This window comes from Maribacter sp. 2-571, assembly GCF_050589625.1.
Taxonomy (GTDB): domain Bacteria; phylum Bacteroidota; class Bacteroidia; order Flavobacteriales; family Flavobacteriaceae; genus Pelagihabitans.
The window spans coordinates 28,258-51,699 of record NZ_JBNGOP010000027.1; the positions used below are offsets into that span (position 1 = coordinate 28,258).

At 41.4% G+C, this 23,442-nt stretch carries 26 protein-coding genes; 12 read left to right on the top strand and 14 right to left on the bottom strand.

Annotated elements, in window-relative coordinates:
• The first annotated feature begins 4 nt into the window (after positions 1-4).
• The 3 genes from ACRD7P_RS16740 (at position 5) to ACRD7P_RS16750 (ending at position 4,247) form a co-directional block, all read left to right on the top strand.
• Positions 5-2,746 (top strand): DNA gyrase/topoisomerase IV subunit A, encoded by a 2,742-nt coding sequence (locus ACRD7P_RS16740; RefSeq protein ID WP_430908814.1) that lies wholly within the window; start codon positions 5-7, stop codon positions 2,744-2,746.
• A gap of 4 nt (positions 2,747-2,750) precedes the next feature.
• Positions 2,751-3,182 (top strand): large conductance mechanosensitive channel protein MscL, encoded by a 432-nt coding sequence (gene mscL / locus ACRD7P_RS16745; protein WP_430908815.1) that lies wholly within the window; start codon positions 2,751-2,753, stop codon positions 3,180-3,182.
• Between the two features lie 108 nt (positions 3,183-3,290).
• On the top strand, positions 3,291-4,247 hold the full coding sequence (locus ACRD7P_RS16750) for a sterol desaturase family protein (protein WP_430908816.1): 957 nt from the start codon (positions 3,291-3,293) through the stop codon (positions 4,245-4,247).
• Between the two features lie 115 nt (positions 4,248-4,362).
• Here ACRD7P_RS16750 and ACRD7P_RS16755 read toward each other — a convergent pair whose 3' ends face one another.
• From ACRD7P_RS16755 to ACRD7P_RS16785, 7 genes are all read right to left on the bottom strand, one after another.
• On the bottom strand, positions 4,363-4,761 hold the full coding sequence (locus ACRD7P_RS16755) for a DoxX family protein (protein ID WP_430908817.1): 399 nt from the start codon (positions 4,759-4,761) through the stop codon (positions 4,363-4,365).
• A 203-nt stretch (positions 4,762-4,964) separates the two neighbouring features.
• Positions 4,965-6,092 carry an alpha/beta hydrolase gene (locus ACRD7P_RS16760; protein ID WP_430908818.1) on the bottom strand — a complete coding sequence of 376 codons (1,128 nt, stop codon included), beginning with the start codon at positions 6,090-6,092 and terminating at the stop codon, positions 4,965-4,967.
• Positions 6,093-6,440: 348 nt separating this feature from the next.
• Positions 6,441-7,247 (bottom strand): TerC family protein, encoded by an 807-nt coding sequence (locus ACRD7P_RS16765; protein ID WP_430908819.1) that lies wholly within the window; start codon positions 7,245-7,247, stop codon positions 6,441-6,443.
• 5 nt (positions 7,248-7,252) lie between these two features.
• A complete protein-coding gene (locus tag ACRD7P_RS16770) occupies positions 7,253-7,699 on the bottom strand; it encodes a DNA topoisomerase IV (RefSeq protein WP_430908820.1) in 447 nt (148 codons plus the stop codon).
• Positions 7,700-7,908: 209 nt separating this feature from the next.
• Positions 7,909-8,211, bottom strand: coding sequence for an antibiotic biosynthesis monooxygenase family protein (locus tag ACRD7P_RS16775; protein ID WP_430908821.1), 303 nt, complete (start codon positions 8,209-8,211; stop codon positions 7,909-7,911).
• 10 nt (positions 8,212-8,221) lie between these two features.
• Positions 8,222-8,701, bottom strand: coding sequence for a DinB family protein (locus ACRD7P_RS16780; protein ID WP_430908822.1), 480 nt, complete (start codon positions 8,699-8,701; stop codon positions 8,222-8,224).
• Positions 8,702-8,779: 78 nt separating this feature from the next.
• Complete coding sequence (locus ACRD7P_RS16785; RefSeq protein WP_430908823.1) at positions 8,780-9,157, bottom strand: helix-turn-helix domain-containing protein; 378 nt, start codon at positions 9,155-9,157, stop codon at positions 8,780-8,782.
• Positions 9,158-9,436: 279 nt separating this feature from the next.
• On the opposite strand from ACRD7P_RS16785, the gene ACRD7P_RS16790 reads away from it, so the two are divergent.
• From ACRD7P_RS16790 to ACRD7P_RS16800, 3 genes are all read left to right on the top strand, one after another.
• On the top strand, positions 9,437-10,540 hold the full coding sequence (locus ACRD7P_RS16790; RefSeq protein ID WP_430908824.1) for a M14 family metallopeptidase: 1,104 nt from the start codon (positions 9,437-9,439) through the stop codon (positions 10,538-10,540).
• A gap of 117 nt (positions 10,541-10,657) precedes the next feature.
• On the top strand, positions 10,658-11,137 hold the full coding sequence (locus ACRD7P_RS16795) for an Lrp/AsnC family transcriptional regulator (RefSeq protein ID WP_430908825.1): 480 nt from the start codon (positions 10,658-10,660) through the stop codon (positions 11,135-11,137).
• 288 nt (positions 11,138-11,425) lie between these two features.
• Positions 11,426-11,944: a DinB family protein gene (locus tag ACRD7P_RS16800; protein WP_430908826.1), complete on the top strand. Its 519-nt coding sequence runs from the start codon at positions 11,426-11,428 to the stop codon at positions 11,942-11,944.
• 45 nt (positions 11,945-11,989) lie between these two features.
• Here the strand turns inward: ACRD7P_RS16800 and ACRD7P_RS16805 are convergent, their stop codons facing one another.
• Both ACRD7P_RS16805 and aroB read right to left on the bottom strand, forming a co-directional pair.
• Positions 11,990-12,265 (bottom strand): hypothetical protein, encoded by a 276-nt coding sequence (locus tag ACRD7P_RS16805; protein WP_430908827.1) that lies wholly within the window; start codon positions 12,263-12,265, stop codon positions 11,990-11,992.
• Between the two features lie 314 nt (positions 12,266-12,579).
• Positions 12,580-13,644, bottom strand: a complete 1,065-nt coding sequence (gene aroB / locus ACRD7P_RS16810) for a 3-dehydroquinate synthase (protein WP_430908828.1) — start codon at positions 13,642-13,644, stop codon at positions 12,580-12,582.
• A gap of 118 nt (positions 13,645-13,762) precedes the next feature.
• Between aroB and ACRD7P_RS16815 the strand changes: the two genes are divergently transcribed.
• Positions 13,763-14,929, top strand: coding sequence for a proline dehydrogenase family protein (locus ACRD7P_RS16815; RefSeq protein WP_430908829.1), 1,167 nt, complete (start codon positions 13,763-13,765; stop codon positions 14,927-14,929).
• A 325-nt stretch (positions 14,930-15,254) separates the two neighbouring features.
• Here ACRD7P_RS16815 and ACRD7P_RS16820 read toward each other — a convergent pair whose 3' ends face one another.
• The 5 genes from ACRD7P_RS16820 to tsaE all read right to left on the bottom strand — a co-directional run bounded on the left by ACRD7P_RS16820 (position 15,255) and on the right by tsaE (position 18,570).
• Positions 15,255-15,638 (bottom strand): DUF4258 domain-containing protein, encoded by a 384-nt coding sequence (locus tag ACRD7P_RS16820; RefSeq protein WP_430908830.1) that lies wholly within the window; start codon positions 15,636-15,638, stop codon positions 15,255-15,257.
• 1 nt (position 15,639) lies between these two features.
• Complete coding sequence (locus tag ACRD7P_RS16825; protein ID WP_430908831.1) at positions 15,640-16,839, bottom strand: alanine dehydrogenase; 1,200 nt, start codon at positions 16,837-16,839, stop codon at positions 15,640-15,642.
• A gap of 161 nt (positions 16,840-17,000) precedes the next feature.
• Entirely contained in the window at positions 17,001-17,669 is a 669-nt protein-coding gene (locus ACRD7P_RS16830) for a hypothetical protein (protein ID WP_430908832.1), read from the bottom strand.
• A gap of 92 nt (positions 17,670-17,761) precedes the next feature.
• Positions 17,762-17,905 (bottom strand): hypothetical protein, encoded by a 144-nt coding sequence (locus tag ACRD7P_RS16835; RefSeq protein WP_430908833.1) that lies wholly within the window; start codon positions 17,903-17,905, stop codon positions 17,762-17,764.
• 248 nt (positions 17,906-18,153) lie between these two features.
• Positions 18,154-18,570, bottom strand: a complete 417-nt coding sequence (tsaE, locus tag ACRD7P_RS16840) for a tRNA (adenosine(37)-N6)-threonylcarbamoyltransferase complex ATPase subunit type 1 TsaE (protein ID WP_430908834.1) — start codon at positions 18,568-18,570, stop codon at positions 18,154-18,156.
• 266 nt (positions 18,571-18,836) lie between these two features.
• Here tsaE and ACRD7P_RS16845 point away from each other — a divergent pair, with 266 nt between their 5' ends.
• The 5 genes from ACRD7P_RS16845 to ACRD7P_RS16865 all read left to right on the top strand — a co-directional run bounded on the left by ACRD7P_RS16845 (position 18,837) and on the right by ACRD7P_RS16865 (position 22,710).
• Positions 18,837-19,721: a hypothetical protein gene (locus ACRD7P_RS16845; RefSeq protein ID WP_430908835.1), complete on the top strand. Its 885-nt coding sequence runs from the start codon at positions 18,837-18,839 to the stop codon at positions 19,719-19,721.
• Positions 19,722-20,124: 403 nt separating this feature from the next.
• A complete protein-coding gene (locus tag ACRD7P_RS16850; RefSeq protein WP_430908836.1) occupies positions 20,125-20,478 on the top strand; it encodes a hypothetical protein in 354 nt (117 codons plus the stop codon).
• 59 nt (positions 20,479-20,537) lie between these two features.
• Positions 20,538-21,113, top strand: coding sequence for a hypothetical protein (locus ACRD7P_RS16855; RefSeq protein ID WP_430908837.1), 576 nt, complete (start codon positions 20,538-20,540; stop codon positions 21,111-21,113).
• A 326-nt stretch (positions 21,114-21,439) separates the two neighbouring features.
• A complete protein-coding gene (locus ACRD7P_RS16860; RefSeq protein WP_430908838.1) occupies positions 21,440-22,387 on the top strand; it encodes a hypothetical protein in 948 nt (315 codons plus the stop codon).
• Positions 22,324-22,710, top strand: coding sequence for a hypothetical protein (locus ACRD7P_RS16865; RefSeq protein WP_430908839.1), 387 nt, complete (start codon positions 22,324-22,326; stop codon positions 22,708-22,710). The genes ACRD7P_RS16860 and ACRD7P_RS16865 overlap by 64 nt, the downstream gene beginning before the upstream one ends.
• Positions 22,711-23,442 lie beyond the last annotated feature (732 nt).

Below are 23,442 nucleotides of genomic sequence, written 5' to 3' on the forward strand. Positions count from 1 at the left end.
CCGAATGGAAGATAATGAAGATATGGGCGTACCTCCCGAAGATACCGGGAATTCCGCTGAGCATGAGGAATCTGCCGAACGTTCCGTAGACGGCGAAAACGAAACCGATACCGAACAGACCGATCAAGAGGATGCCCTTACCAGGGTTTCCGGCATGTACAAGGATTGGTTTTTGGATTATGCCTCCTATGTTATTTTAGAAAGGGCGGTACCTGCCATTGAAGATGGTTTTAAACCAGTGCAAAGGCGTATCATGCACGCCCTAAAGGAATTGGACGACGGCCGGTACAATAAAGTGGCGAACGTAGTCGGCCACACCATGCAATACCACCCGCATGGTGATGCGAGTATCGCCGATGCCATGGTGCAGATCGGTCAAAAGGATCTGTTGATCGATACCCAGGGGAACTGGGGGAATATCCTTACCGGCGATGGTGCCGCGGCAAGTCGGTATATCGAGGCGCGGCTTTCCAAATTTGCCCTTGAGGTCGTCTTTAGTCCAAAAATAACGGAATGGCAGCTCTCTTACGACGGTCGTAAAAAAGAGCCCGTGAACCTTCCCGTGAAGTTTCCGTTATTGTTGGCGCAAGGTGCGGAGGGAATCGCGGTCGGACTTTCCACCAAGGTGCTTCCACACAATTTCAATGAGTTGATCGATGCTTCCATCAAGCATCTGAAGGGGCAGCGTTTTAAACTGTATCCCGATTTTCCGACTTCGGGCATCATCGATGTCAGTAACTACAACGACGGGCTTCGCGGTGGAAAGGTAAGAGTGCGGGCCAAGATGGAACAGCGTGATAAAAACACGTTGGTTATCAATGAAATACCGTACGGAACCAATACTTCTTCTTTAATCGATTCCATACTAAAGGCGAACGATAAAGGGAAGATAAAAATCAAAAAAATAGAGGACAATACGGCTGCCGATGTGGAGATTCTGGTGCATTTGCCATCCGGTATTTCGCCGGATAAAACAATAGATGCCCTGTATGCGTTCACTTCCTGTGAGTCGTCCATTTCCCCTTTGGCCTGTATTATCGAGGACAATAAGCCGCTGTTCATCGGGGTGTCCGAAATGCTAAAGCGCTCGACCGATGCCACGGTAGAACTGTTGCGCCAAGAATTGGAAATTCAGTTGAACGAACTGGAAGAACAATGGCACTACCTTTCGTTGGAACGGATATTTATAGAGAACCGTATTTACCGTGATATCGAGGAAGAAGAGACTTGGGAAGGTGTTTTAAACGCTATAGACACCGGATTAAAACCTTTTGTAAAGGACTTGAAACGGGCCGTAACAAGGGACGACATCGTGCGGTTGACCGAAATTCGGATCAAACGCATCTCAAAATTTGACCTGGACAAGGCGCAACAACAGTTGGATACCCTTGCCGAAAAAATTGCCGAGGTAAAACACCACCTGGAGCATTTGATCGCTTTTGCCATCGATTACTTTACCCGTTTGAAGGACACTTTTGGTAAAGAACGGGACCGAAAATCGGAAATAAGGATTTTCGATGATATCGAAGCTACAAAAGTGGTGATCCGGAATACAAAACTGTATGTAAACCGGGAAGAAGGGTTTATAGGAACATCATTACGTAGGGACGAATACGTGACCGATTGCAGTGATATTGACGATATTATCGTGTTTACCAAGGACGGGAAGATGATGGTGACCCGAGTAGGGGCAAAAACGTTTGTAGGCAAGAACATTTTGCATGTAGCGGTCTTTAAAAAGAAGGACAAACGCACCATTTATAATATGATCTATAAAGATGGTAGGGGTGGTGCCACTTATATCAAACGCTTTGCGGTAACCAGTATTACTAGGGACAAGGCCTATGAGTTGGGAACGGGAAAGGCCGGTACCGATGTGCTCTATTTTTCGGCAAACCCCAACGGTGAGGCCGAGGTGGTTACCGTATTGCTCAGACAAGTGGGCAGTGTGAAAAAATTGAAATGGGATATCGATTTTGCCGATGTACTGATCAAAGGACGTGGTTCCAAGGGAAATATCGTTACCAAATACAGCGTAAAACGAATCGAATTAAAGGAGAAGGGTATTTCTACCCTCAAACCTAGAAAGCTCTGGTTCGATGAAACGGTACAACGCTTGAATGCCGATGAAAGAGGAGAGTATTTGGGAGAATTTACCGGGGACGACCGGTTGCTCATCGTACATCAGAACGGAGCGGTAAAGACCGTAATACCGGAACTGACACTTCGTTTTGGCGTTACCATGGTGGTCCTGGAAAAGTGGGACCCTAAAAAACCGCTTTCCGCTATACATTGGGAAGGGGAAAAGGAACTGTTTTACCTGAAAAGGTTTCTTATCGAACATCCGGATAAGGAGGAATCGATTATTACGGACCATCCAAAATCCCACTTGGAAACGATTTTTACCGATTATCGGCCCCAAGCTGAAGTGGTCTTTGCGAAGAAACGAGGACAAGAACGAAAAGAAAATCTCGTTATCGATGTCGCCGATTTTATTGCCGTAAAAGGAATTTCGGCCATGGGAAATCAGTTGACCAAGGACAAAGTTTTGGAAATTAATACTTTGGACCCTTTGCCTTACACTGTTCCGGAACCACCGACCCCTACCGAAATAGAAGTGGTCGATGAAGAAAATGTCGCCGATTCCCCAAATGGGGCGACTCAGGATTCAAAAACTGATAATACCGGAAGTGACGATGCATCCAAGGCATCGGATGATGACGATAACCCATTGACGTTATTCTAAGGAGATGAAAAAATTTATAAACGAGTTTAAAAACTTTGCTGTTAAGGGCAATATGATCGATATGGCCATCGGTATCATTATCGGTACGGCCTTTAATAATGTGGTGAACGTGATCGTAAAACAGATCGTAATGCCACCCTTGGCCTTTATTACGGACGGGGTATCCTTTTCCAATAGAAAATGGGTACTTCGGACGGCATCGGAAAGTGCGGACGAAATTGCCATAGGCTATGGGGAACTCTTAGAAGTGCTTGTGGATTTTGGCGTAATCGCCATGACCATTTTTATCGTTTTAAAGGGAATCAACCGGTTTAGAGATCAGGCCGACGACCCTAAGGACAAAAAAGTGAAAACACCAAAAAATATTGAATTGCTCGCCAGCATGGAACAGCTTATGAAGGAGCAAAACGCACTTTTAAAGAAATTGGAATCCTAGTTTGTTGATGGTTTTGTCGTTGTTTTATGCAGTTCCGCGCCTAACTGTTCAACAACTACTTCTTTTTGAATGGAGAATCTCTATATTTAGCAAAATTTAAATTACCGGATGGATTTAACGAACCCCCTCATTTACGGAGTACCCTGTTTTCTAGCTTTTATTTTATTGGAACTGACGTATAGTAAAACACACGATAACGAAGACCTGTACGTTTGGAAAGATCTAATGGCCAGTGGGGCCATGGGTATCGGCTCGGCCATTTTGGGTCCGTTGGTCAAGGTTACCGTATTGATCGTTGTCTTCAACTTCACCTACGAACTGTTCAACCCAATGGTTGACGGCGTTCGTATGAACATCATGGGATATGAATCCTTTGGCTATGCTTGGTACATTTTTCTTATTTGTCAATTGGCAGACGATTTTACCTATTACTGGTTTCATCGTGCAAACCATGAAATACGCCTGTTATGGGCGGCGCATATTGTGCACCATTCTTCCGATCACTTTAACTTGGGTACCGCTATTCGAAACGGTTGGTTTACGTTGTTGTATAAACCGTTTTTTTATATGTGGATGCCGGCCGTAGGTTTCCCTGTGGAAGTGGTAATTTTCTGTTTGGCCATAGAATCGTTTTGGCAGTTTCAGCTACATTCCAAATACGTCCCAAAAATGGGATGGATCGAAAAAATATTCAATACGCATACCATGCACCAGGTACACCATTCGCAAAATGTGGAGTACTTGGATAAAAATCACGGCGGCTTTTTGAACATCTTCGACAAGTTGTTTGGTACCTGGAAAGAATTGGACGATGACGTTGAAGTTAAGTTTGGGGTAATCCACGCTCCGGATTCCTACAATCCCTTAGTGATTTTGACACACGAATTCAAGGATATTTGGAACGACACCAAAAAATCTCCAAAATGGTCCCATAAGTTCATGTATATTTTTGGTCCTCCGGGGTGGAGCCATGATGGTAGTACCATGACGGTCAAACAACAACAGCGATTGTTTAGGAAGCAAAAAGCTGAAAACCCTGAAATAGCCTTTAGTAGGCCGAATTAGATGGGTTTACGTACTACTTTGTTCATTTAGATTCTTAGGAAGACTAAAGAATTCATAACAATACAAAAAACCTCCGAAAAATTTCGGAGGTTTTTTGTATTTGAGACTGTTTCAACTAGGCCGCACTGGCCAAGGTAGCGCCGACGGTTTCTTTTTTGGATTCGCGTACTTTTTTACTCTGAATGTAGGTCACCCATAACAGCATAAGGCAAACTACTGCAGAAGCTCCGTTTCCTTGTTCCGTAGCCAAGTGGGCGATGCATCCAAGGGACAGGTTCATGAAAAAACCGGCATACACCCATTCCACATACCATTGGTCTTTGTTTAGCAAGATAAGTGCCAGTCCGAATATTTGGGCGAAGCCCAATATCTCGATCAAATAAGTTGGATATCCTAAAGTGGTGAACGTTTCCGCTACGGTATCGTAATTGATAATGGAGTTCATTACCGCACTGATGATGGTTATGGAAAATATGCTAAGAGCAATGAGAAAATAAAGTCTGTTTGTTTTCATAATATAAGATTTTGGGGTTGATACGGCTAATTTAAGCCCGTTTCGTGATAAGGAGGACCTTCAACAGGTCCGTAGCGTAAATGTTTCGGCGAATGGCCTTTTCCCTTCGATGGGTGCGGTTGCCCAATGTCGCAAAAAGACATCGGGAGGGCGGTAGACTGCTTACATAGTGTTTTGGTGGACGAAGGGAGAAAGATCCCGGCTTACTTCACTTTTTCCAAGCTAACCACGTTGTCAGGGCCTACCTCAAGGGTCAATCTGGTTACGGATCCCGTATCGTTTTTGGTAAATTCAAACATGTTATAACCGCCCTGTAAACAAAAACTATCTTCGGTAAGGGCATAGATCGGAAGGTTCATTTGGTTTCCGAGCCGTGCAATGGCCAGCTGCCCCTCATGTATGATCAAAGATACCTCGTTTCCGGGCGCAAAGCGATAGGTGCCGGTGTATGGTTGTAGTTGGGGTTCGGAAAGCCCGATATCCCTTCTTTTAAAGCTGTGCAGCATGCCTTTGGTGTATCCTTCGGCCTTTGCGCCAGAGTGTCCCGTTCCTTCCGAAATACTACTTTCAAAATGGAGGCCCTTGTATTTTCTTGAAGCGATTTGTTCGGCCATTTCATGGTGAAGGGATACCGAACCATCCATAGAACCACTGACCAAAAATACATTGGCGTTTAAAGAGTCATTATTTTTGGAGTAGTCCCGTTCAAGGGCGAAGGCATGCCCATTGTCATACCAATAGGATGGGTTGCAAATAACGAAGTTATGGAATAGGTCGTTGGCCTTAAACAGGGCGTAGTGTGTATATAGTCCTGCAAGAGAAGTACCCGTCAAGGTTCTGTTTTCGGTCTGTGTTCGGTATTCTTTGTCTATAAAGGGAATGATCTCGTCCCGAAAAACGGCCGTAAATTTTTCGGCGTCCCCGCTATTTTTTATCTGTGGAATTACCGTAGGGGTCATGTCGTTGGCCCGTAAGGTTTCATAATCCGGATTTTCCCCTGCGTAGGACACCCCTATAATGATCAACTCCGGGGAACGCCGGTCATATCGTAAACTTCCCTGTATCGATACGATGGAAGCAAAATCATATTGGCCGTCCAGCGCATACAGTACCGGATATTTTCGGTCGGTATTTGTTTCATAACTTTTTGGAAGGTTTACATAGAGCTTGTAGTGCTTGTCGTTTATCCGGGAATCAAGGATCCTGGTCTCCGACCCAACATTCATTCCTTGATAACGGGACGTTTCGGTTTCCTTTTCCACTTGGCCGTTGGAGAAATTGGAGATGAAAAAAAGGAGGAAGAATGCGGTACCCCATTTGATATTCGACATGATATTAATTTTTTTGGGTCCGTGTCCCCCTGTTTTTAAAATGAATTTCGATGTTCTTTTTTAGTCTAGGCACCTCTCTGTTCACTGGTCACAGGCGTTAATTGAGAGGATATCCTAAAAAGCAGCATTTTTCTCTGGGTACTCGGAGCTACAATGCTTAAATGATTTGGCAGTCGCACATGACAGTCCGTAAGTTTCATGCATTTTAATCACGCCCATCCAACTTGCTCATTATCCATCTATGCCTTTACAAAGCGGTATGTATAGCTCTTGACATGAACACCCTTAAGGCGTCAGTACCCGAAAAAGCTACTTCGGTATATGATCCAATTTAAACGTAAATGGTTATTATGCTTCGGTGTCTTGCGTTTTCGTGTTCTTCTCCATCCTCATGTTGAAAAACTCTACCATTAATGAAAAAGCGATCGCAAAATAAAGGTATCCCTTGGGAACGGTACCGACCTCTTGTCCCAACACGACGATCAGGCCAATATGTGCTGCTTCCGCTATCAGCATAAAACCGATCAATATTAAAAAGGAAAGTCCTAAAATCTGTATGGACGGGTGCTTGTTGACGAACTCCCCGACCGGGTTGGCGAACAACATCATGATCACTACGGAAATTACCACCGCTACGATCATCAGTATCAGGGCATCTTTGGGATCGGGCGATATGCCATTGGTCATACCAATAGCGGTCAGGATAGAATCGAACGAAAATACGATATTGATTACCGTAATCTGAAGTATTGCCTTGCCAAGGGTGTTTCCCCTTGAGCGGGTCACTTCCCGTTCGTCATGGCCACGATCTTCGACTTTTTCGTGTATTTCTCGCGTACTTTTATACAAAAGGAAAAGCCCTCCTGCGAACAAGATAAGGGATTGCCAGCTGATGCCCCCTGAAATCCATTCCGTCTCAAAAAACCAAAACGGTTTTTCGGCCGCGGTTAGCCACGTAATGCCGAACAATAGTACGATTCGCATTACCATGGCAAGCACCAATCCGATATTGGTGGCTTTTTTTCGCTGCCCTTTTTCCAGTTTGCCCGCGGCGATCGAAATAAAAATAATATTGTCGATACCCAGTACGATCTCTAAAAAGGTCAAGGTCAGCAAAGCGATCCAAGCATCGGGACTTGCGAAAATTTCAAACATAGCGTTTAGTCGTTTTTAACTACGGTACCTCGCGATTTCTTGCTCTTGCCCACAAGGTTGTATTCAAATGTATAGGATTTGTCCGTGGTAGACAATATTTTCATGTGAACGGCCTGTTCTTCGGCCCTGTTTTTGGGATGTAATTTTCTAACGATATATTCACAATCGTTGATCCAGCGTACCGAGGAAGAATCGGTTTGTCCCATAAAATGGGCGACCTCCAAGTTTCCTTTTCGAACAAAGGTGTTTGCCACCTCCTCACCGTCGACGGTTACGGTAAAAGAAAACTCCCCGTCTTTAAAAGCGTTACAGTCTCGCTGTGGCGCATAGCAGGCGGTGCATAAAATGGGAAGGGCGATCCCTAAAACAATTTTTCTGAGCATAAGGTATAGGGTATTGTATTGGTGATGATAATTTTTTGTGCGCTTTTTTCTACTATCGATATACTTCATTGAACTCGTTTAAACTTTTTGCGTTTAAGCGAAAATTAGTCATTTTTTGGCCATTTGAAGGCTTTTTTGAGTTGCATAGCAGGGCTACGGAATGAAAAAAAGGCAGGGCCGAAAGAAAAAGCCAATGATTTGGCTTTTGATGAGGAGCCGGCCGGCGCGTCGAGCGAAAAAGGGCAATTTTTTAGCAAATGGAAAAAGTTTAAACGAGTTTATTGTGCAAAAACGGTGTAATGTGACACCTTCCCGGGAAAATCCAGCAAATAGGACTTGTCGGAATCATAGTGTTTTGGCCTTTCCATGTTTGGTCCGGTAAAATTGACAATGGCATCAAAATCTTCCCAAAAGGTCAATAGTTTAAAATAAGTGTATTGGTCGTCGGACCGGTTTAGAAATTTGAGACCCGTAAACCCCTTCGTTTTTTTATAGTCCGGTATGTCACGTTCCCTAATGATTTTTGTATAGGTTTCTGAATGCTCAATTTTCGTTCGTCCTTCCCAAATTCTTGTGACCATGGTTAACTGTTTAGTTTTGATTTTTCAGATAGGCATAAAGTAACCCTATCTGCCCCGAATGATAGGTATCGTGTTGTATGACTCCATTGATAAGATAGCCCAAACTGTATTCCCTACCCAAGGTTTTATTTTCCAAAAAAGAGTCCTTTTCCTGTTTTTGTAGTATTTCCAAAAGCCTACTTTGGGTTTCTGTCAATTGATGGAGCAAGTCGTTCCATTCCGCTTCGGTCTTTATTGTAATGGGCGTCCAATCTTGATCCGTATTCATTTCAATATCGAACAAATTGTCGCCTTCCAGTTTTGCTATCATAAAAAGCCTCCAGTTAAGGATATGCTTCACGATCCGTGCTATGGAATTCTGGGAATTCGGGAAGGTAGCATTAACGACCCTAAAGTCGATTCGATTCAATTTTAGCATTAAGGAATCTCCTAACCAAGGGGTTCCTTCAAAATATTCCGTTGCCGTATCGATCAACTGTGAAATGGCCATTTGCATTATTACGATCTTGGTTTCTTAAACTTTGTTCCTTATCGGGGGCTTACCCTTGCAAAGTAAAAAATAAAAACCTTAAATCTCCAGGTACGATTTAAAACTTCCATCGGTATAGAAAACAATAATTTTTTCGATTTTTTTTTCGTTCGGTTCTGGTAAGGATTTTTGATCTTGAGGTGCGGGGAGCATTTTCGGTGCGGTTTCATTTTTCGGGACGGCCGTGCTGGAAGAGGGGAAGTTCCCTTTGCCGTTCAGCAACCAATACAAGTTTACTTCCGGAAAGTTCTTGACAACCTTTAAAACAAAATCGAGACTGGGTTTATTTCTGCCGGAGAGCAGGTGTGAAATACTCGATCGTTGTACGGCAATCCGATCGGCAAAAGCGGAGGCGGTAAGCCCATAATAGTCCAAAATACGTTCCAATCGTTTGATGAAATCTACGCTATTTACCATTGTAACATTTTATTTTACATTTTTGCACATTACCCTATTTTGAGTTCCAAATAGGTGCCAAAAAGTGGTTGAATTCTTAAACTTTAAATACAGGTATTTGTATTTAAAATACTGATTTTTAATTTTTTAATAGAAGAAAATTAAAACTTCAATAGTGACGGTTACATTTGTTTTTAAAAAACAAGCTTGGCGCAATCATTTTGAATTACAAATGTAATATATCGTAATTACAATTGTAATTTTTATAGATGTTACTTTTGTAACCCAGTTTGAAAAATTATGATACACGATACAGTAGTACATTCCGAATATAAAGAGCCGTTGGTTTCGGGCAGGTATCTTACCCACGACCGGCTTTTTAGTGTTTTAGAAAAGGTTTATTCCGATGTGGGATGGGTAACGGAAGGCCGTTCGGTATTGGGAAAAAAAATACCTTCTTTAACATTTGGTAACGGAACAAATCGGATTTTAATGTGGTCGCAAATGCACGGGAACGAGTCGACGACCACAAAGGCCGTTCTCGATATGTTTCGTTTTCTAAGGTCAAAATCGACCTTGTCGGAACTGCTATTGCGGGAGTGTACCATTAAGGTAATTCCCATGCTCAATCCGGATGGTGGGGACGCCTACACCAGGGTGAACGCAAATGAGGTAGATCTGAATAGGGACGCACAGCTGTTGGGTGAACCTGAAAGCCGTGTTTTAAGATCGGTGTTCGAAAATTTTAAGCCCCATTTTTGTTTCAATTTGCACGACCAGCGCACCATTTTTAATGTGGGGAGTACCGAGAAACCGGCCACGGTCTCTTTTTTGGCACCGGCACATGATGCCCAGCGCAGTATTTCCGAAAGCAGGGGCAAAAGCATGCAGTTGATCGTAGCCATGAACAAAAGCTTGGAAAAACTGATTCCCGGGCAAATTGGACGTTATGACGACGGTTTTAACCCGAATTGCGTGGGCGATAGTTTTCAAATGGAAAAAGTACCTACCATTTTGTTCGAAGCGGGACATGCCCCCGGCGATTATGGACGGGAAAAAACCCGTGCCTATATTTTTATGGCCCTGCTGTCCGTATTAGAGGTTGTTGCTACCTCGGCTATCGATACTTTTGAACGGGACGACTACTTTTCCATTCCAGAAAATGGCAAACAGTATTACGATGTACTCATCCACAACCCGCATCGCATCGCTCCAAAATATAAAAAACAGGAAGTTTTGGCAATTTTGTTTAAGGAAGTTCTTCTGGAGGGGTCGGTCGTGTTTTTGCCGGTAATAAGCCGTTTGGAACAAGGGCATTCTTTTTTCGGACATCGAGCATTTGATTGTGAGTCGGTTACCGACCTGGAGGAATTAAAACGCCAAGCGTATTGGTCGACTTTATAAATTTTGCTTGCTCCTTTTTCATACAAAGGCTTAAACAATTACGGTTTTGTTAAAAAAAATACAGTTTTGTTAAATATAATTTCTTAATTTTTTAATTTAGCTAAAAATAATTAGAAGATGGGCAAAGTTAAATTAGACGAGATAGACCACCAGATATTGGATATGTTGATAGACAATACCAGGACCCCTTTTACCGATATTGCAAAAAAGCTATTGATTTCGGCGGGTACGGTCCATGTGAGAGTCAAAAAAATGGAGGACGCCGGTATCATACAAGGGTCGTCGTTGACGCTCGATTATGTGAAGCTGGGCTATTCCTTTATCGCCTATGTGGGGATATTTTTGGAAAAAACGCATCAGACCAAGTTCGTATTGGAGCGGTTGGAGCAAATTCCAAACGTAACCGTAGCACACATTACGACAGGAAAATTCAATATCTTTTGTAAAATAAGGGCCAGGGATACCAACCATGCCAAAAACATTATTTTCCAAATTGATGATATCGAGGGCATCAGTCGCACGGAGACTATGATTTCATTGGAGGAGAGTATCAACGACAAAAAGCGGTTGATGCATAAAATTTTTAATGAGCTATAATTATCTGGTCGAAAGGGGCCTCCTAACAACGGCAAATTGAGTTTGTTGTGCAGGTCCGTTTCCTAAAAAAATAAATCCCGATGGCTTTATAGGCTTTCGGGATTTTTTAAGACCGAGGGTGTTATACCATTTTGACTTTGAAATGGTATAAAATTAGTATGGTCCGTTTGACTTTTTATAAAACATGCCGCCATGGCGTAAAAGCCTTTTCAAGAAAGATGGCGGTTACCGTAAAAGTGCCAAGGTCTGTCTTTGGGAATCGGTATGCAAACACAAAAAATTGTATGTATGAAAAAATCAGCCTTAACACTTCCGGAACCTCCGGCATACTATGCACGGTATATCGATTTGATAGGGGAGGAGGACCAACTTATTGCACTTTTGGATAAGCAACTGCAAAATTTTCCAAAGTTTTTAAAAAGTATTCCCGCGGAGAAGGTCCACTATGCCTATGGTCCGGATAAGTGGACCATAGCACAGGTATTGCTTCATATTTTTGATACCGAACGGGTGTTTCAGTATCGGGCGCTTTCATTTGCTAGGGGAGATAGCACAGCTTTACCGGGCTTTGATCAGGAAGTTTTTGCTGCAGGCACAGACACCGGGACCAGGACAATGCAAAGCTTGATCGAGGAGTATGAGGTCGTAAGACGGGCGACCCTTTCGATTTTCCGTCATATGGGGCTGCCGTCATTGGAACGGACCGGCGTTGCAAGCGGCTTGGATTGGAGCGTCGGGGCCATCGGTTTCTTTATTTGTGGCCATCAACGGTACCATCGCAATCTGATACGGGAACGCTATCTCTAGATATTTGCGCTTCTTTCTTGCTTTCGAAAACTGCTGGTCTCACCGCTATTCAAGGGAATTATCCGGAGCATTTTCAATGTCCTTTTCTAGTTCCTTAGTGATCATTGAATCAAAATTGGCAATAAAAGTAGCGAGACTTTTGCTGATTTTTACCAAATACACGGTATCCTCCGTTTTTATTTCCACGGCTTCCACGTATTCGTTTTTGGTATTTTTAAAAACGATGATGTCCTCGTCCCCATACCCGTCAGGGTAGGTGTCGATAAGAAGTTTTGCCAAGGTATGGTCCAGTTTTTTGTAATCGATAAGTCTTCGTATCATAAGTAGGTTATTTTGCTGGCCTTATACCATTAGAAATGGTATTAAATAGGCGGTTTGGTTTGCGAAATAGGGTTTGTTTTACAAAAAAAATCATCAAAATAGGGACGATGTGCTTTCTTTAAAGGTGTTCGCATGATTTTGGGACTTGGTACAATCAAAGCGATATCCGCTTCCGCGCCACCATCAATTCAAAACCCTATCAAAGAAAGCGTGTACTGCATCCAAGGATGCCCTACCATCTATCCTAAACTACTAATTTTTTTAATTTGGAATTGAAAAGTGTTGTGAAGGCCTAATTTTAGTAGGTGTAGTTCTTAAAGCATGTAGTACGCAAATGCTTTTCGCAAAAGTTCGGTGTCGATACGCACGTCTATACTGGGTACGCCGATGCTTTTAAGCAGCACAAAATTAATATTGCCATGGGAATTTTTCTTGTCGTATTTCAATAGCTCGAGAATGGCCGTTATTTCACCCTGTGAAAATTCGATTTTACCATAGCGTTCGATAAAGGTGGTTTTAATATCACCAAGTACCGTTTCGGTAAGTCCTTCCAGCTGATGCGAGAGCCAAGCTTCCAATACCATTCCTATGGCAATGGCCTCGCCATGAAGTAATAGTTCCCGGTCGGGATTGTCGAGAAAATAGGACTCCACCGCATGGCCTAAAGTATGGCCATAATTCAATATTTTTCTAAGATGTTGTTCGGTCGGGTCCTCCAATACCACTTCGTTCTTAATGATCACCGATCGGTGAATGAGCGCATCCAGTCCTTCATAGGTGTCTATTTCCTTTAACTCGTTCCAGTACGGTTCGCTTTGGATCAGCCCATGCTTTAGCATTTCGGCAAAGCCACTGTTCAGTTGCCGTTGGTTCAAGGTCTTTAGAAAATTGGAGACTACCAGTACCATAACGGGCTGATTGATAAATCCGATCTGATTTTTAAGCGAGCCAAGATCCACCCCTGTTTTTCCGCCTACCGAGGCATCTACCATGGACAATAGGGTCGTGGGTACATTGATGAAGGCGATACCGCGTTTGTAGGCCGAGGCCACAAAACCGCCAAGGTCCGTCACCACGCCTCCACCAAGGTTGATCATAAGACTCTTTCGGTCCGCATCCAGTTCGGAAAGCACCTCCCAAACCTGGGTGCAGGTATGGATGTTCTTGTTGACTTCCCCCGATTCAATTTCAATAATCTCAAAATCATGTTCCCCTTCAATGTTTCCCATAAACTGGGCAAGGCAGTGCTCGTGCGTATTCTCGTCCACCAAAATAAAAATCTTGGAATACCCGGCATCCATTAGATGCGTGTTCAAAGCGGTATAGGCTTCTTCATTAAAATGGATGGAATAGGCAGGGGTACGTATCGATGCGATCATCTAAAAGAGCTTTTATAGCGGTCGAAAATGGTTTAACGGAGTGCAAAATAAACCTAAATTTTATAGAGAGGAATATTTTAGCGTGTTTATCTTTGAACAACTGCAAAGATGTTGGTAAATGGAGCAAATTTTTGAAGATACCGCAACCGCTTTTTCCTTAAAAACGGATTCCGAATTGGAACGGGCGTATTTTTTGTTCAAGATGATCGCTAACGAGCCCTTGGTGCGCATCGGAACGGCAATGACGAATTTTGCCCTAAAGGCGCGCTTACCGGTAGATGGATTGATCCGGGCCACCGTTTTTGACCATTTTTGCGGTGGGGTAAACGAAACCGATTGTATGCCCGTCGTGGATAAGCTGTGGAGCAAACATGTTTGTTCGGTATTGGATTATTCGGTGGAAGGAAAGGACGATGAAGATCCTTTGGACAATACCTTGGCAATGGTACTCAAGGTACTCGATTTTGTAAAAGAAAAAGCCGCGATTCCGTTTGCGGTATTCAAACCGACCGGTTATGGCCGGTTCGCCCTTTTTAAAAAAATAGGGGAAGGGAAGGAGTTGAATATTGAAGAAGCCGCAGAATGGGATCGGGTGGTAGACCGTTTCGATCGCACCTGTAAAAAGGCCTACGATTTGGATGTGTCCCTATTAATCGATGCCGAGGAAAGTTGGATGCAAGATGCGGCCGATACGCTGGTAGAACAGATGATGCGCAAATACAATCGCAAAAAGGCCATTGTGTTCAACACCCTACAGTTGTATCGATGGGACCGTATGGCATACTTGGAGCAGTTGCACAAAAAAGCAAAGGACGACGGGTTTAAAATCGGTATGAAGGCCGTTCGTGGAGCGTATATGGAAAAGGAAAATGAGCGTGCCGAACGTAAGGGGTATGCCAGTCCTATTTGTGGCTCAAAGGCGGAGAGTGATGCCAATTTTGATCGGGCCATCACCTATATGGCCGACCATTTGGATGTATTCTCCATTTTTGCCGGTACCCATAATGAAGCCAGTACCTATCGATTAATGGAATTAATGGATGCCCGCGGCATTCCTTCCGATGATACCAGAATATGGTTCGGGCAATTGTACGGTATGAGCGATCATATCTCCTTCAATTTGGCCGACAAAGGGTATAATGTAGCCAAATATCTGCCCTTTGGCCCGGTTAGGGACGTAATGCCCTACTTGATACGCCGTGCCGAAGAAAACACTTCCGTAGCCGGACAAACGACAAGGGAGCTGAACCTGCTAAAAAAAGAGCGCAAACGCAGGGGCATTTAGTATCTAGTCTTGAAAAGAAACTTCCCGGAGTTTAATTGCGCTTACGGATTGCGGTTTTTTGAACCGTAGTTCGGAATAGGGTCGGTCATGCTGAGTCCGTCGAACCAGGTCTCTAAATAGCGATTACGTTTCTGAAGTAAAAAATGTCAATTAGGAACACAACTGTCATGCTGAGCCCGTCGAAGCACGTTCCCGAATGGTCATCAAGTTTCTGAAGTAAAGAATGCCAATTGGAAACACAGCTGTCATGCTGAGCCCATCGAAGCACCTCCTTCGAAAGACAAGCCATATCATAAAAAATTCAAGGAAGATAGCGTTAAACCGCCTATTCGTATGAAATCCGTTCCACAAGGGCCTTGGCGGTACAATTCCGCACATAAAGTGTAGCTTCGCGTTCCGCTACCATCCCCTCGATGACATAGGTTTTGCAAGGCGCTGTTTCCGTTTTGCTCTTGCCAAAGTCGATATCCCCTTCGAACAAAAAGGTATTGATGTCCAGAGAGTCGATCGCTTTATTTTTCAAGAGCTCCTGAACCTCCTCGGAATAAACAAGTGGTTTGGAGCGGATGTCCTTGAGGGTCCTACAATTGGGAAGGTAGCAAAAAGAAACTCCCGTTTCCTCCGATTTTTTTTTAAAGAAGACCATTAGAAAAACAATGCCTATAGAAAGCCCGATGAGGTAGAACCCCAGGCGTTTTAAAAAATCCATATTAAAAAATGAGGAAGTTGATATCGCTGTATTGCAGTCCGAACCATTCGCCCACCGACTTATTGGTCAGAATGCCATGGTACATGTACAGTCCGTTACGTAGCCCTTTATCAAAACGAAGCGAATTTTCCAATCCGCCTTCCTCGCCCAGTTTTAGGAGATATGGGGTGAAAATATTACTGATCGATACGGTAGCGGTTTTTGGATAACGCGAGGGAATGTTGGGCACTCCATAGTGGATGACCCCATATTTTTCAAAAGTAGGCTTGTTGTGGGAGGTAATCTCACTGGTTTCAAAGCACCCGCCCATATCGATGCTCACATCAATGATCACGGCCCCTTTTTTCATGTGCTCCACCATGGTTTTGCTGACCACTACGGGCGCCCGATCGGTACCGCGAACGGCCCCTATGGCCACATCGCAACGTTTTAGGGATTTCAATAAATTCTTGGGCTGTATGGTAGAGGTGTATACCGTTTGCCTTAGGTTGGATTGTATGTTGCGCAACTTGGTGAGGGAGTTGTCAAAAATCTTTACGTTTCCCCCGAGGCCAATGGCCGACCGGGCGGCAAATTCCCCAACGGTGCCCGCACCGATGATGACTACCTCGATAGGGGGTACACCGCTAATGTTGCCGAACATGAGTCCGTTACCATCGTTAGTGGCCGCAAGCAGTTCCGAGGCGATCAATACGGAGGAAATTCCCGCAATTTCGCTTAAGGAGCGCACTGCAGGATATTTTCCGTCCTCATCCTTGATATATTCGAAGGCAATGGCGGTAATGCGTTTTTTGGCCAAATGTTCAAAATACCCCTTGTCCTGGGTTTTTATCTGTAAGGCTGAAATGATGGTCGCCTGCGGATGCACCATTTCGATTTCCGCAGGGGTAGGGGGCTCCACTTTAAGAAGGAGCGGACAACCGAACACTTTTTTGGTATCGCGACTTACCTCGCCGCCGGCGTTGGTGTAGTCGGCATCGGAAAAATGGGAGCCTTCACCTGCCCCGGACTCGATCAGCACTCGATGGCCATGGGCCGTAATGGCGTTTACCGCATCGGGGGTAAGGCAGATGCGCTGCTCCTGATAATGGTTTTCCTTGGGAATACCGATAAAAAGTTCCCGCTTTTGTTTTAACACTTCTAGCGTTTCCTCTTGCGGTAGTAGTTGTTGTTTGCTAAAAGGCGAACTCGGTTGTTTCATAAAACAAGAAGACGTATTGGCGATTGTTCGTGATAAAATTACGACAAATTACTGATAATCTTCACAGAAAATAATCGTGGGTAAAGGCTTAATAAAGAGTGAGATAAGAGATACTAGGGGAGCGAAGAGAAGAAAACCCTCGTAAACCACTTACAAGAATTTTAGAAATGGAGTAAATTTTTAACCCCGTGCTGTATTTTTTTGAGTTTCCGCTCAATGTTTTGGGTCGATAAGCCGTACTCGATTTTTTCACTTAGCGTACGGTAGCGGGGTTTTTCTTGGGATGTAGCACTTGCTTGCTTGGCTTCTTTTGCAGCTTGTTCCTTGTGTTGTTTGTCCCTCAGGTTATTAAGTTCAGCCTCCATCGCTTCCAAATCGATACCATGAACATGTTTATCATAAAGTTTAATTCTTACAAAGTAAACAAAAGGTATAACCACCATACATACAGGCAACAACCAAAACAAATTGTCTGTGTCTACTACCTCATTTTGAAAAAACATTACTTCAAAAATTTGAAAAGCATACATCGTTGTCGGTATCAAAATAATATGATACCACCAATGCTTACAAGTAAAAAACCATATTGCTAGGAGGTAAAGTGGTATGATTTTGCCCAATAGAAACCAAGCATGACTTTTAATATTGGGAAAGCCATTTCTTCCAATAGTAATACCAAAGATATCCAAAGTTGCTTCTGGATCTTTTGGTAAGTAGTTATGCAGATTGAACATGAAAGGAGATACAATGATAAAAAGAACAAGAAAAGATTCTATAAATAATCTTTTCTTTATCGCCCTTCGTTTATTCGGAATGGATTTGTTTTCCATTGATTTGATTAATACATAAAGATAACGAAAAAAAGGGCAATTTATTGATTGCCCTTTTTAACTTTTTGCGTAAGAAGTATTTTTCTTAAAATTTATTCTTTTTCTTGATCTGGAGTAACATACTCTCTTTCAATACCAGTTTCATATAGTTGCTCATCTTCAGCAGTAGAACTGGGCTCACAAGAAACAGCTAAAAGGGTCACACATGCCAAAAGGCCAAATACAAATTTTTTCATCTTAAACGGGGTTTTTAGTTAGAAATTTAATTATTGTTCTGGGATAAAAGTAGGAAATATACCTTGGCTACAAAGCGTAAAAACGTTAAAAAAGATGACTTTATCGATAAAATCATGTATTTCATCGAATTTTAAGACAATTTTTGCGAAAATTACAATAAAGACTCGCGAAAAACGTTTCGCCGCTGGTTAAAAAAGCGTAGTTCTCGATAAAATCCGTTTATAGTTGAAAGCTGAAGCGTTTGCCTTCAAGGGTTTTTTAGTTGAAGACTCCGACTGAAATCTGGTTCCAATTCTAGAAAAATATCGGTATGTTCCAATGGCAAAAGTCCGGTAATTTTTTCGGGCCATTCGATAAAGACCCAAACATTTTTTGCCAGATATTCTTCAAAACCGAGATCATAGGCCTCCATTTCATCTTCCAGGCGATAACAATCGAAGTGGTAGGCCAGAAGTTTCCCGTTGTTATGGTGGTATTCGTTTACGATGCCAAAAGTAGGGCTGTTCCCGCTATCTGAGGCACCAAGTACCATTAACAACGCTTTTACCAAAGTAGTTTTACCGACCCCCATAGGGCCATGCAGGCACAATACCTTGTGTTCTGCGTTTTTAATGATGTTTTTGGCGGTAGCATTTATCTCCGATTGTTTATAGATTATTTTCATCGTTTTGTAGGATTCATGTATGTAATCTGACCGATAATTGTTTTATTTATGCTTTTTTTGAAATCATGGTCAAGGAAATAGGGGGAAATAGGTTTTCATTGGAGTTGCTTTTGGCAATTTGTCTCGTTCTTTTACCCTATATCGTCTATTTACATACTTTTTTCGATACCGACTCCAATACTATCCACTTTCTAGGCTTCCACTTCAATCATCAATTTCATAGTAATAGCGTTTTCTTATGGTATGTTTTTAAAAAAGGCGTTCCAGTGGCATTATTAAGTCTTTGGTTTTTTAACTGTTGCTATTGGTGGCGAAAATACATACTAATTGCTTTATGTACATACTTATTTTCATTCGCTAAGGTCTTTGTAATTGCTAGTGGATACGAAACCAGCTTTCATGCTGAATTTGTTTGGCCAGCTGTTTTAGGTTTGCTGTTTCTATTGGTCATTTTATTTATGGACAAAAAGGTATTAAGAAGTTCTAAAGGGCATCATTTCAAAAAGTACTATCTCACCGATAAGAAATTGTTGCGCACAAGATTTGAAAGCTTTAAAACTTCTTTAGAGTCTTTGAAAAACAAAAAAAAGCAGATTGAAGCTAAGCCTTATTTATATCAAGTTTACTACAATAAGCTTTTGGTCGGTAGATATTTGTTCGGAGATCAATCCGGTAATAGGATAAATACGCCAAAAGTCGGGGCATTCGAACGTTTGGTGTGTATACTATTGCTGTTATTTCCTTTTTTTTACTTTTTACACGAATTGATACCGCCCGATGTATCCGAATATCAGGTTCTTATCTGGACCATTGATAACCATGGATTTATAGATGCTCAAGCTTACTTTTGGTACATGAGTCAAATATGGTGTTTTATGTTAGTGTTGATTATCTGGTATATCACTGAGCATCGATGGTGGAGGCATGCTATTTTATCACCTTTTGTTTTGGGAGCCTATCGTTTAACAGAAGCATATTTTACAAAAACTGGTTTTGTAGACGAACCTGAATATATTAAGGCTGTTCCCTTTATGATATCCATTGTTACGGTTTTAGTATTACTTTCAAGGTTGGTACGTGTAAAATACCAAATTTTGGATATTCATGATTGGCTGGAAAACGAGCTGGAAGAACTTTTGAAAAACGCCTAAAAAACGGTAGAGAAATAGAGTTTACAGATTATTTACAAATGTCTAGTCGGCTAAAAGAACCGTATATGGGTTTAAGTTAAAATTGCTTTAATAAGTTTTAGAAACAGCAGGAAATAGCAACCATAAAAATGCTAATAAATTTTAGTACCATGTTGTTATTGAAATTCTTAAAGATGTTGGATGTATTCGTCCATCGCCTGATAAGACTGTTTAAGTTTTTAGCATAACGAATTAAGGGCTAAAAAAGTAGTTCTGTATTAGAATAAAAGACATGAACATCACAACATCAAAGAGAAGCGGCGTTTATGCCGTTGAAGTGTTTATCGCCTTACTTATCGTTTTTTTGCCCCATTCCCTTGCGTTACATCTATTGTTCGATGATAGCTCATCTTCGTTTTGGTTTATGGGTTTGAATATAAAGCATTCTTATGTAAATAATACGGCTTTTGTATGGCATAGTTTAAAAAAAGGCATTCCTTTGGCTTTGCTGTTAATCTGGTTTTTCCAATGCCGGTTTTGGTGGCGTAATTACCTTTTATTTACGATTTTTCCATACGTATTCTCTTTTGCCAAAATCTTTAGGACCGCCCTTTTGATAGAAACAAAATTAGTTGGGGAATACCTTTGGCCAGGGATTTTTGGTGTAGCGGTAGTGGTATTGATTTTTGTTTTTGATAAGTTTTTAAACGAAAAAAAACGAACAATTTTAAACGATAAGGTTTTTAAAAATCATTTTTTGATACAAAAAAAACCTTAGAAACATACCATACTGCCCTAGTCGATTCATTAGAAAAACTAAACATTAAAAAAGAAAAGTTGACGCCCAAAAAGTATTTAAGCCATTTGTATTACAAGAAAACAAGTGTGGGCAGCCAACTATTTCGGAAAGATGTAAGTAGTGAATACCTGATCGGTCCAAAACCTTCAAGTAGTTTGGATCAAACAATTCGGTTGTTATTGTTCCTTATTCCTATCTTCTATTTTTCATACGAAGTATTACCAAAAAACTTAAAGGAGTATCAATTTTTGTTTTGGACTATTCACGATCATGGTTTTAAAAACGTTTATGTTTTCGTATGGTATACCTCTCAGCTACTCTGTTTTCTAGGAGTTTTGCTGATATGGTTCCTTACAGAAACCAGATGGTGGCGGTATGCTATTCTATCTCCTTTTGTTTTAGTGGTATATCGGTTATGGGAAGTTTTTTTTAATACTTCCTCAAGCGTGGTTGATGAATCAGAATATTTAAGAGCGGCTCCCTTTGTGTTATTCATCTTATTAATTTTAATTTTACTTTCAAGATTGGTACGTGTAAAATACCAAATTTTGGACATTCATGATTGGCTGGAAAACGAGATGGAAGAACTTTTGAATAGTACTCAAAAAAGGTAGATAAATAGGGCTTTTGGGTTATTTATACACTGTCGAGTCGGTTACAAGAACGATGTATGGGTTTTCCAAATAGCCCATTCGATAAATACAAACAAATAGAACAAAAGGTTGTCCGAAATCATAGGGTCTCTGTTTTGGCCATTTGAAATGATATAAAAGGTATACTTCAACAATAACTTAGATTAAATTCCTTTGCCAGTGGCACCATTAAAAGCAAAAAATAAAGAATATCAAAAAACCGTAGAGGAACGCGTTAAAACTGATTCCGAGTAAATGTATTAACAAGTTTCAAAAATGATTTCTTTAAAATACCGGAATCATGTTAAATGAGAAACAAAGGAACTGCTGATCAAAATGAAATGACGAAAAATAGTTTGCACCGTTTGTTCTGGAAAAAAAAATTCCAGTTGGACTTCTTTGTCTTAATAATGATCGTGTCATTCCCATTACTGCCCTATTTCCACGTTTTTGTGGATAGTGGGTCATCAAGTTTGAATATTTTCGGATTCTCATACGAACACAATTATATTAGTTCTCAGAATTTTGTGTGGCAGGTGGTTGTCAAGCTTGTTGCACTTGGTTTGTGCATAATTTGGTTCATAACCAACTTTCATTGGTGGAATTGGTTTTTAGTAATTCCTCTGGCTTTCTATATTGACTCTTTGGTGAGAAGAACCTTTTATTATTCCGATATTATAGAAAATAATCTAGCTGTCTTTTCTTTCACCGTGGCATCCATTACGCTTTGTTTTCTGGTTTGGATAAAATTGAGGTTTAAAAAATACTTTCAGGATGGAATTTTATTTAAACCGGGCAACCTTATAATCCAAAAAAAAGCAGGTATACCGCCTTCTTCATTTTTGTTTAAAACAAAACCTGCGGAATTAGATTTACTTGGGACAAAGGACTATTTAAGGCATCTTTATTTTAATAAGGGCATTCTTAAAAAGAAGAAAATGGAAGTGGTGGTACGCCGTACGCCCCCAGCTTTTCGATACGTTGATATAATTGTAATCATTTCGATTGTTTCCGTACCATTCGTTTACTATTCTTTTTTGGTAATTGAAAGCGGTATAACGGTCTACAGTTTTGGTCCTTTTCTTTTTGGTAGTAACGGGTTTCCGGATTTCGCTACTTTTTACTGGATGTGTGTTTCCAAAATAACCATTTTTGTACCAATGGCCGTTTGGTTCGTTACTTGCCAACACTGGTGGAAGTACGCAATACTTTCTCCTATTATGACATACTTTTTTCAGCTTCGGGAACTTTTTTAAATAGTTCTACAAAAGCTGATGAGATTGAGATTTTACAGGCACTCCCCGGTTTACTGATTTTAACGGCACTCTTAATAGGGCTTTCAAAATATATTGGATATCAGTCATTGGTAATGTACCTATATCAAAAAGTTTGTTTGGAGATTGAATATGTACTTTCCGAAGTTGCGAGAAATCCCTTGGATAAAACATCAAGGAACACTTTAGAGGAAATCAAGGTGTCTAAAAAAAATACCAAGTCAACAAAAGAAGGGGTTTTACACCTTTTAGAACTTCGGGAGCAGTTGTTAATTGCGCTTGAGCGTCATAAGAAAAGTATGTAGCCGATACTTTATACTTTTTCTAAAAAACAGATTAGCCGTAATTCCGTTTTTTAGAATCGAAATAATACTTTTTTGGGCGTAATGAAGGATTGCTTGATTACTACGGTGAAAACTAGAAATGATTCTCGTTTATCAGCTTCTTTTCGCCCTAACATCGATTTTTTTCTCCGATTCATAAGCTCATTTGAGCTAGTGTCCCTAATTATCGTTTTCTTTGCCGCCTATGCCATTGCAAGCTAAGACATACAAGTGGGGTAAGGTGTTTTACCGCGAACTCGCCTTGGCGCTGTCCCTCGTCCTGCTCCCGCATTTGTTATTGGTACATACTTTTTTTTCGCGTGATACGGCCACCATTTATCTTTTTGGTTTGGAGTTCTCCCATTTTTATAAAAGTAATTTGGTTTTGGTTTGGTTCATACTAAAGTCGGCAATTGTTTTTACAATACTTTTACTTTGGTTTTTCCATTGCAGGTTTTGGTGGCGCAATTTTCTGTTGGCTGCTAGTTTTCCCTTTTCCTATTGGTTTGCAAGATCCTGTATCATTTCGGTTTTCCAAGAAAGGGGGGGTACCATGGTTTACTTTTGGCCCGGTTTATTGGGATTGGCTATGATTTTTTTGGTTTACGGAATTGACCAAATAAGACAAAAGCACGCTGCTAAACGTTTCAATTATTTTTTCTTTAAAAGGCAGCATGTATTCTACAATAAAGATTTAGACCGTTACTACGGGCA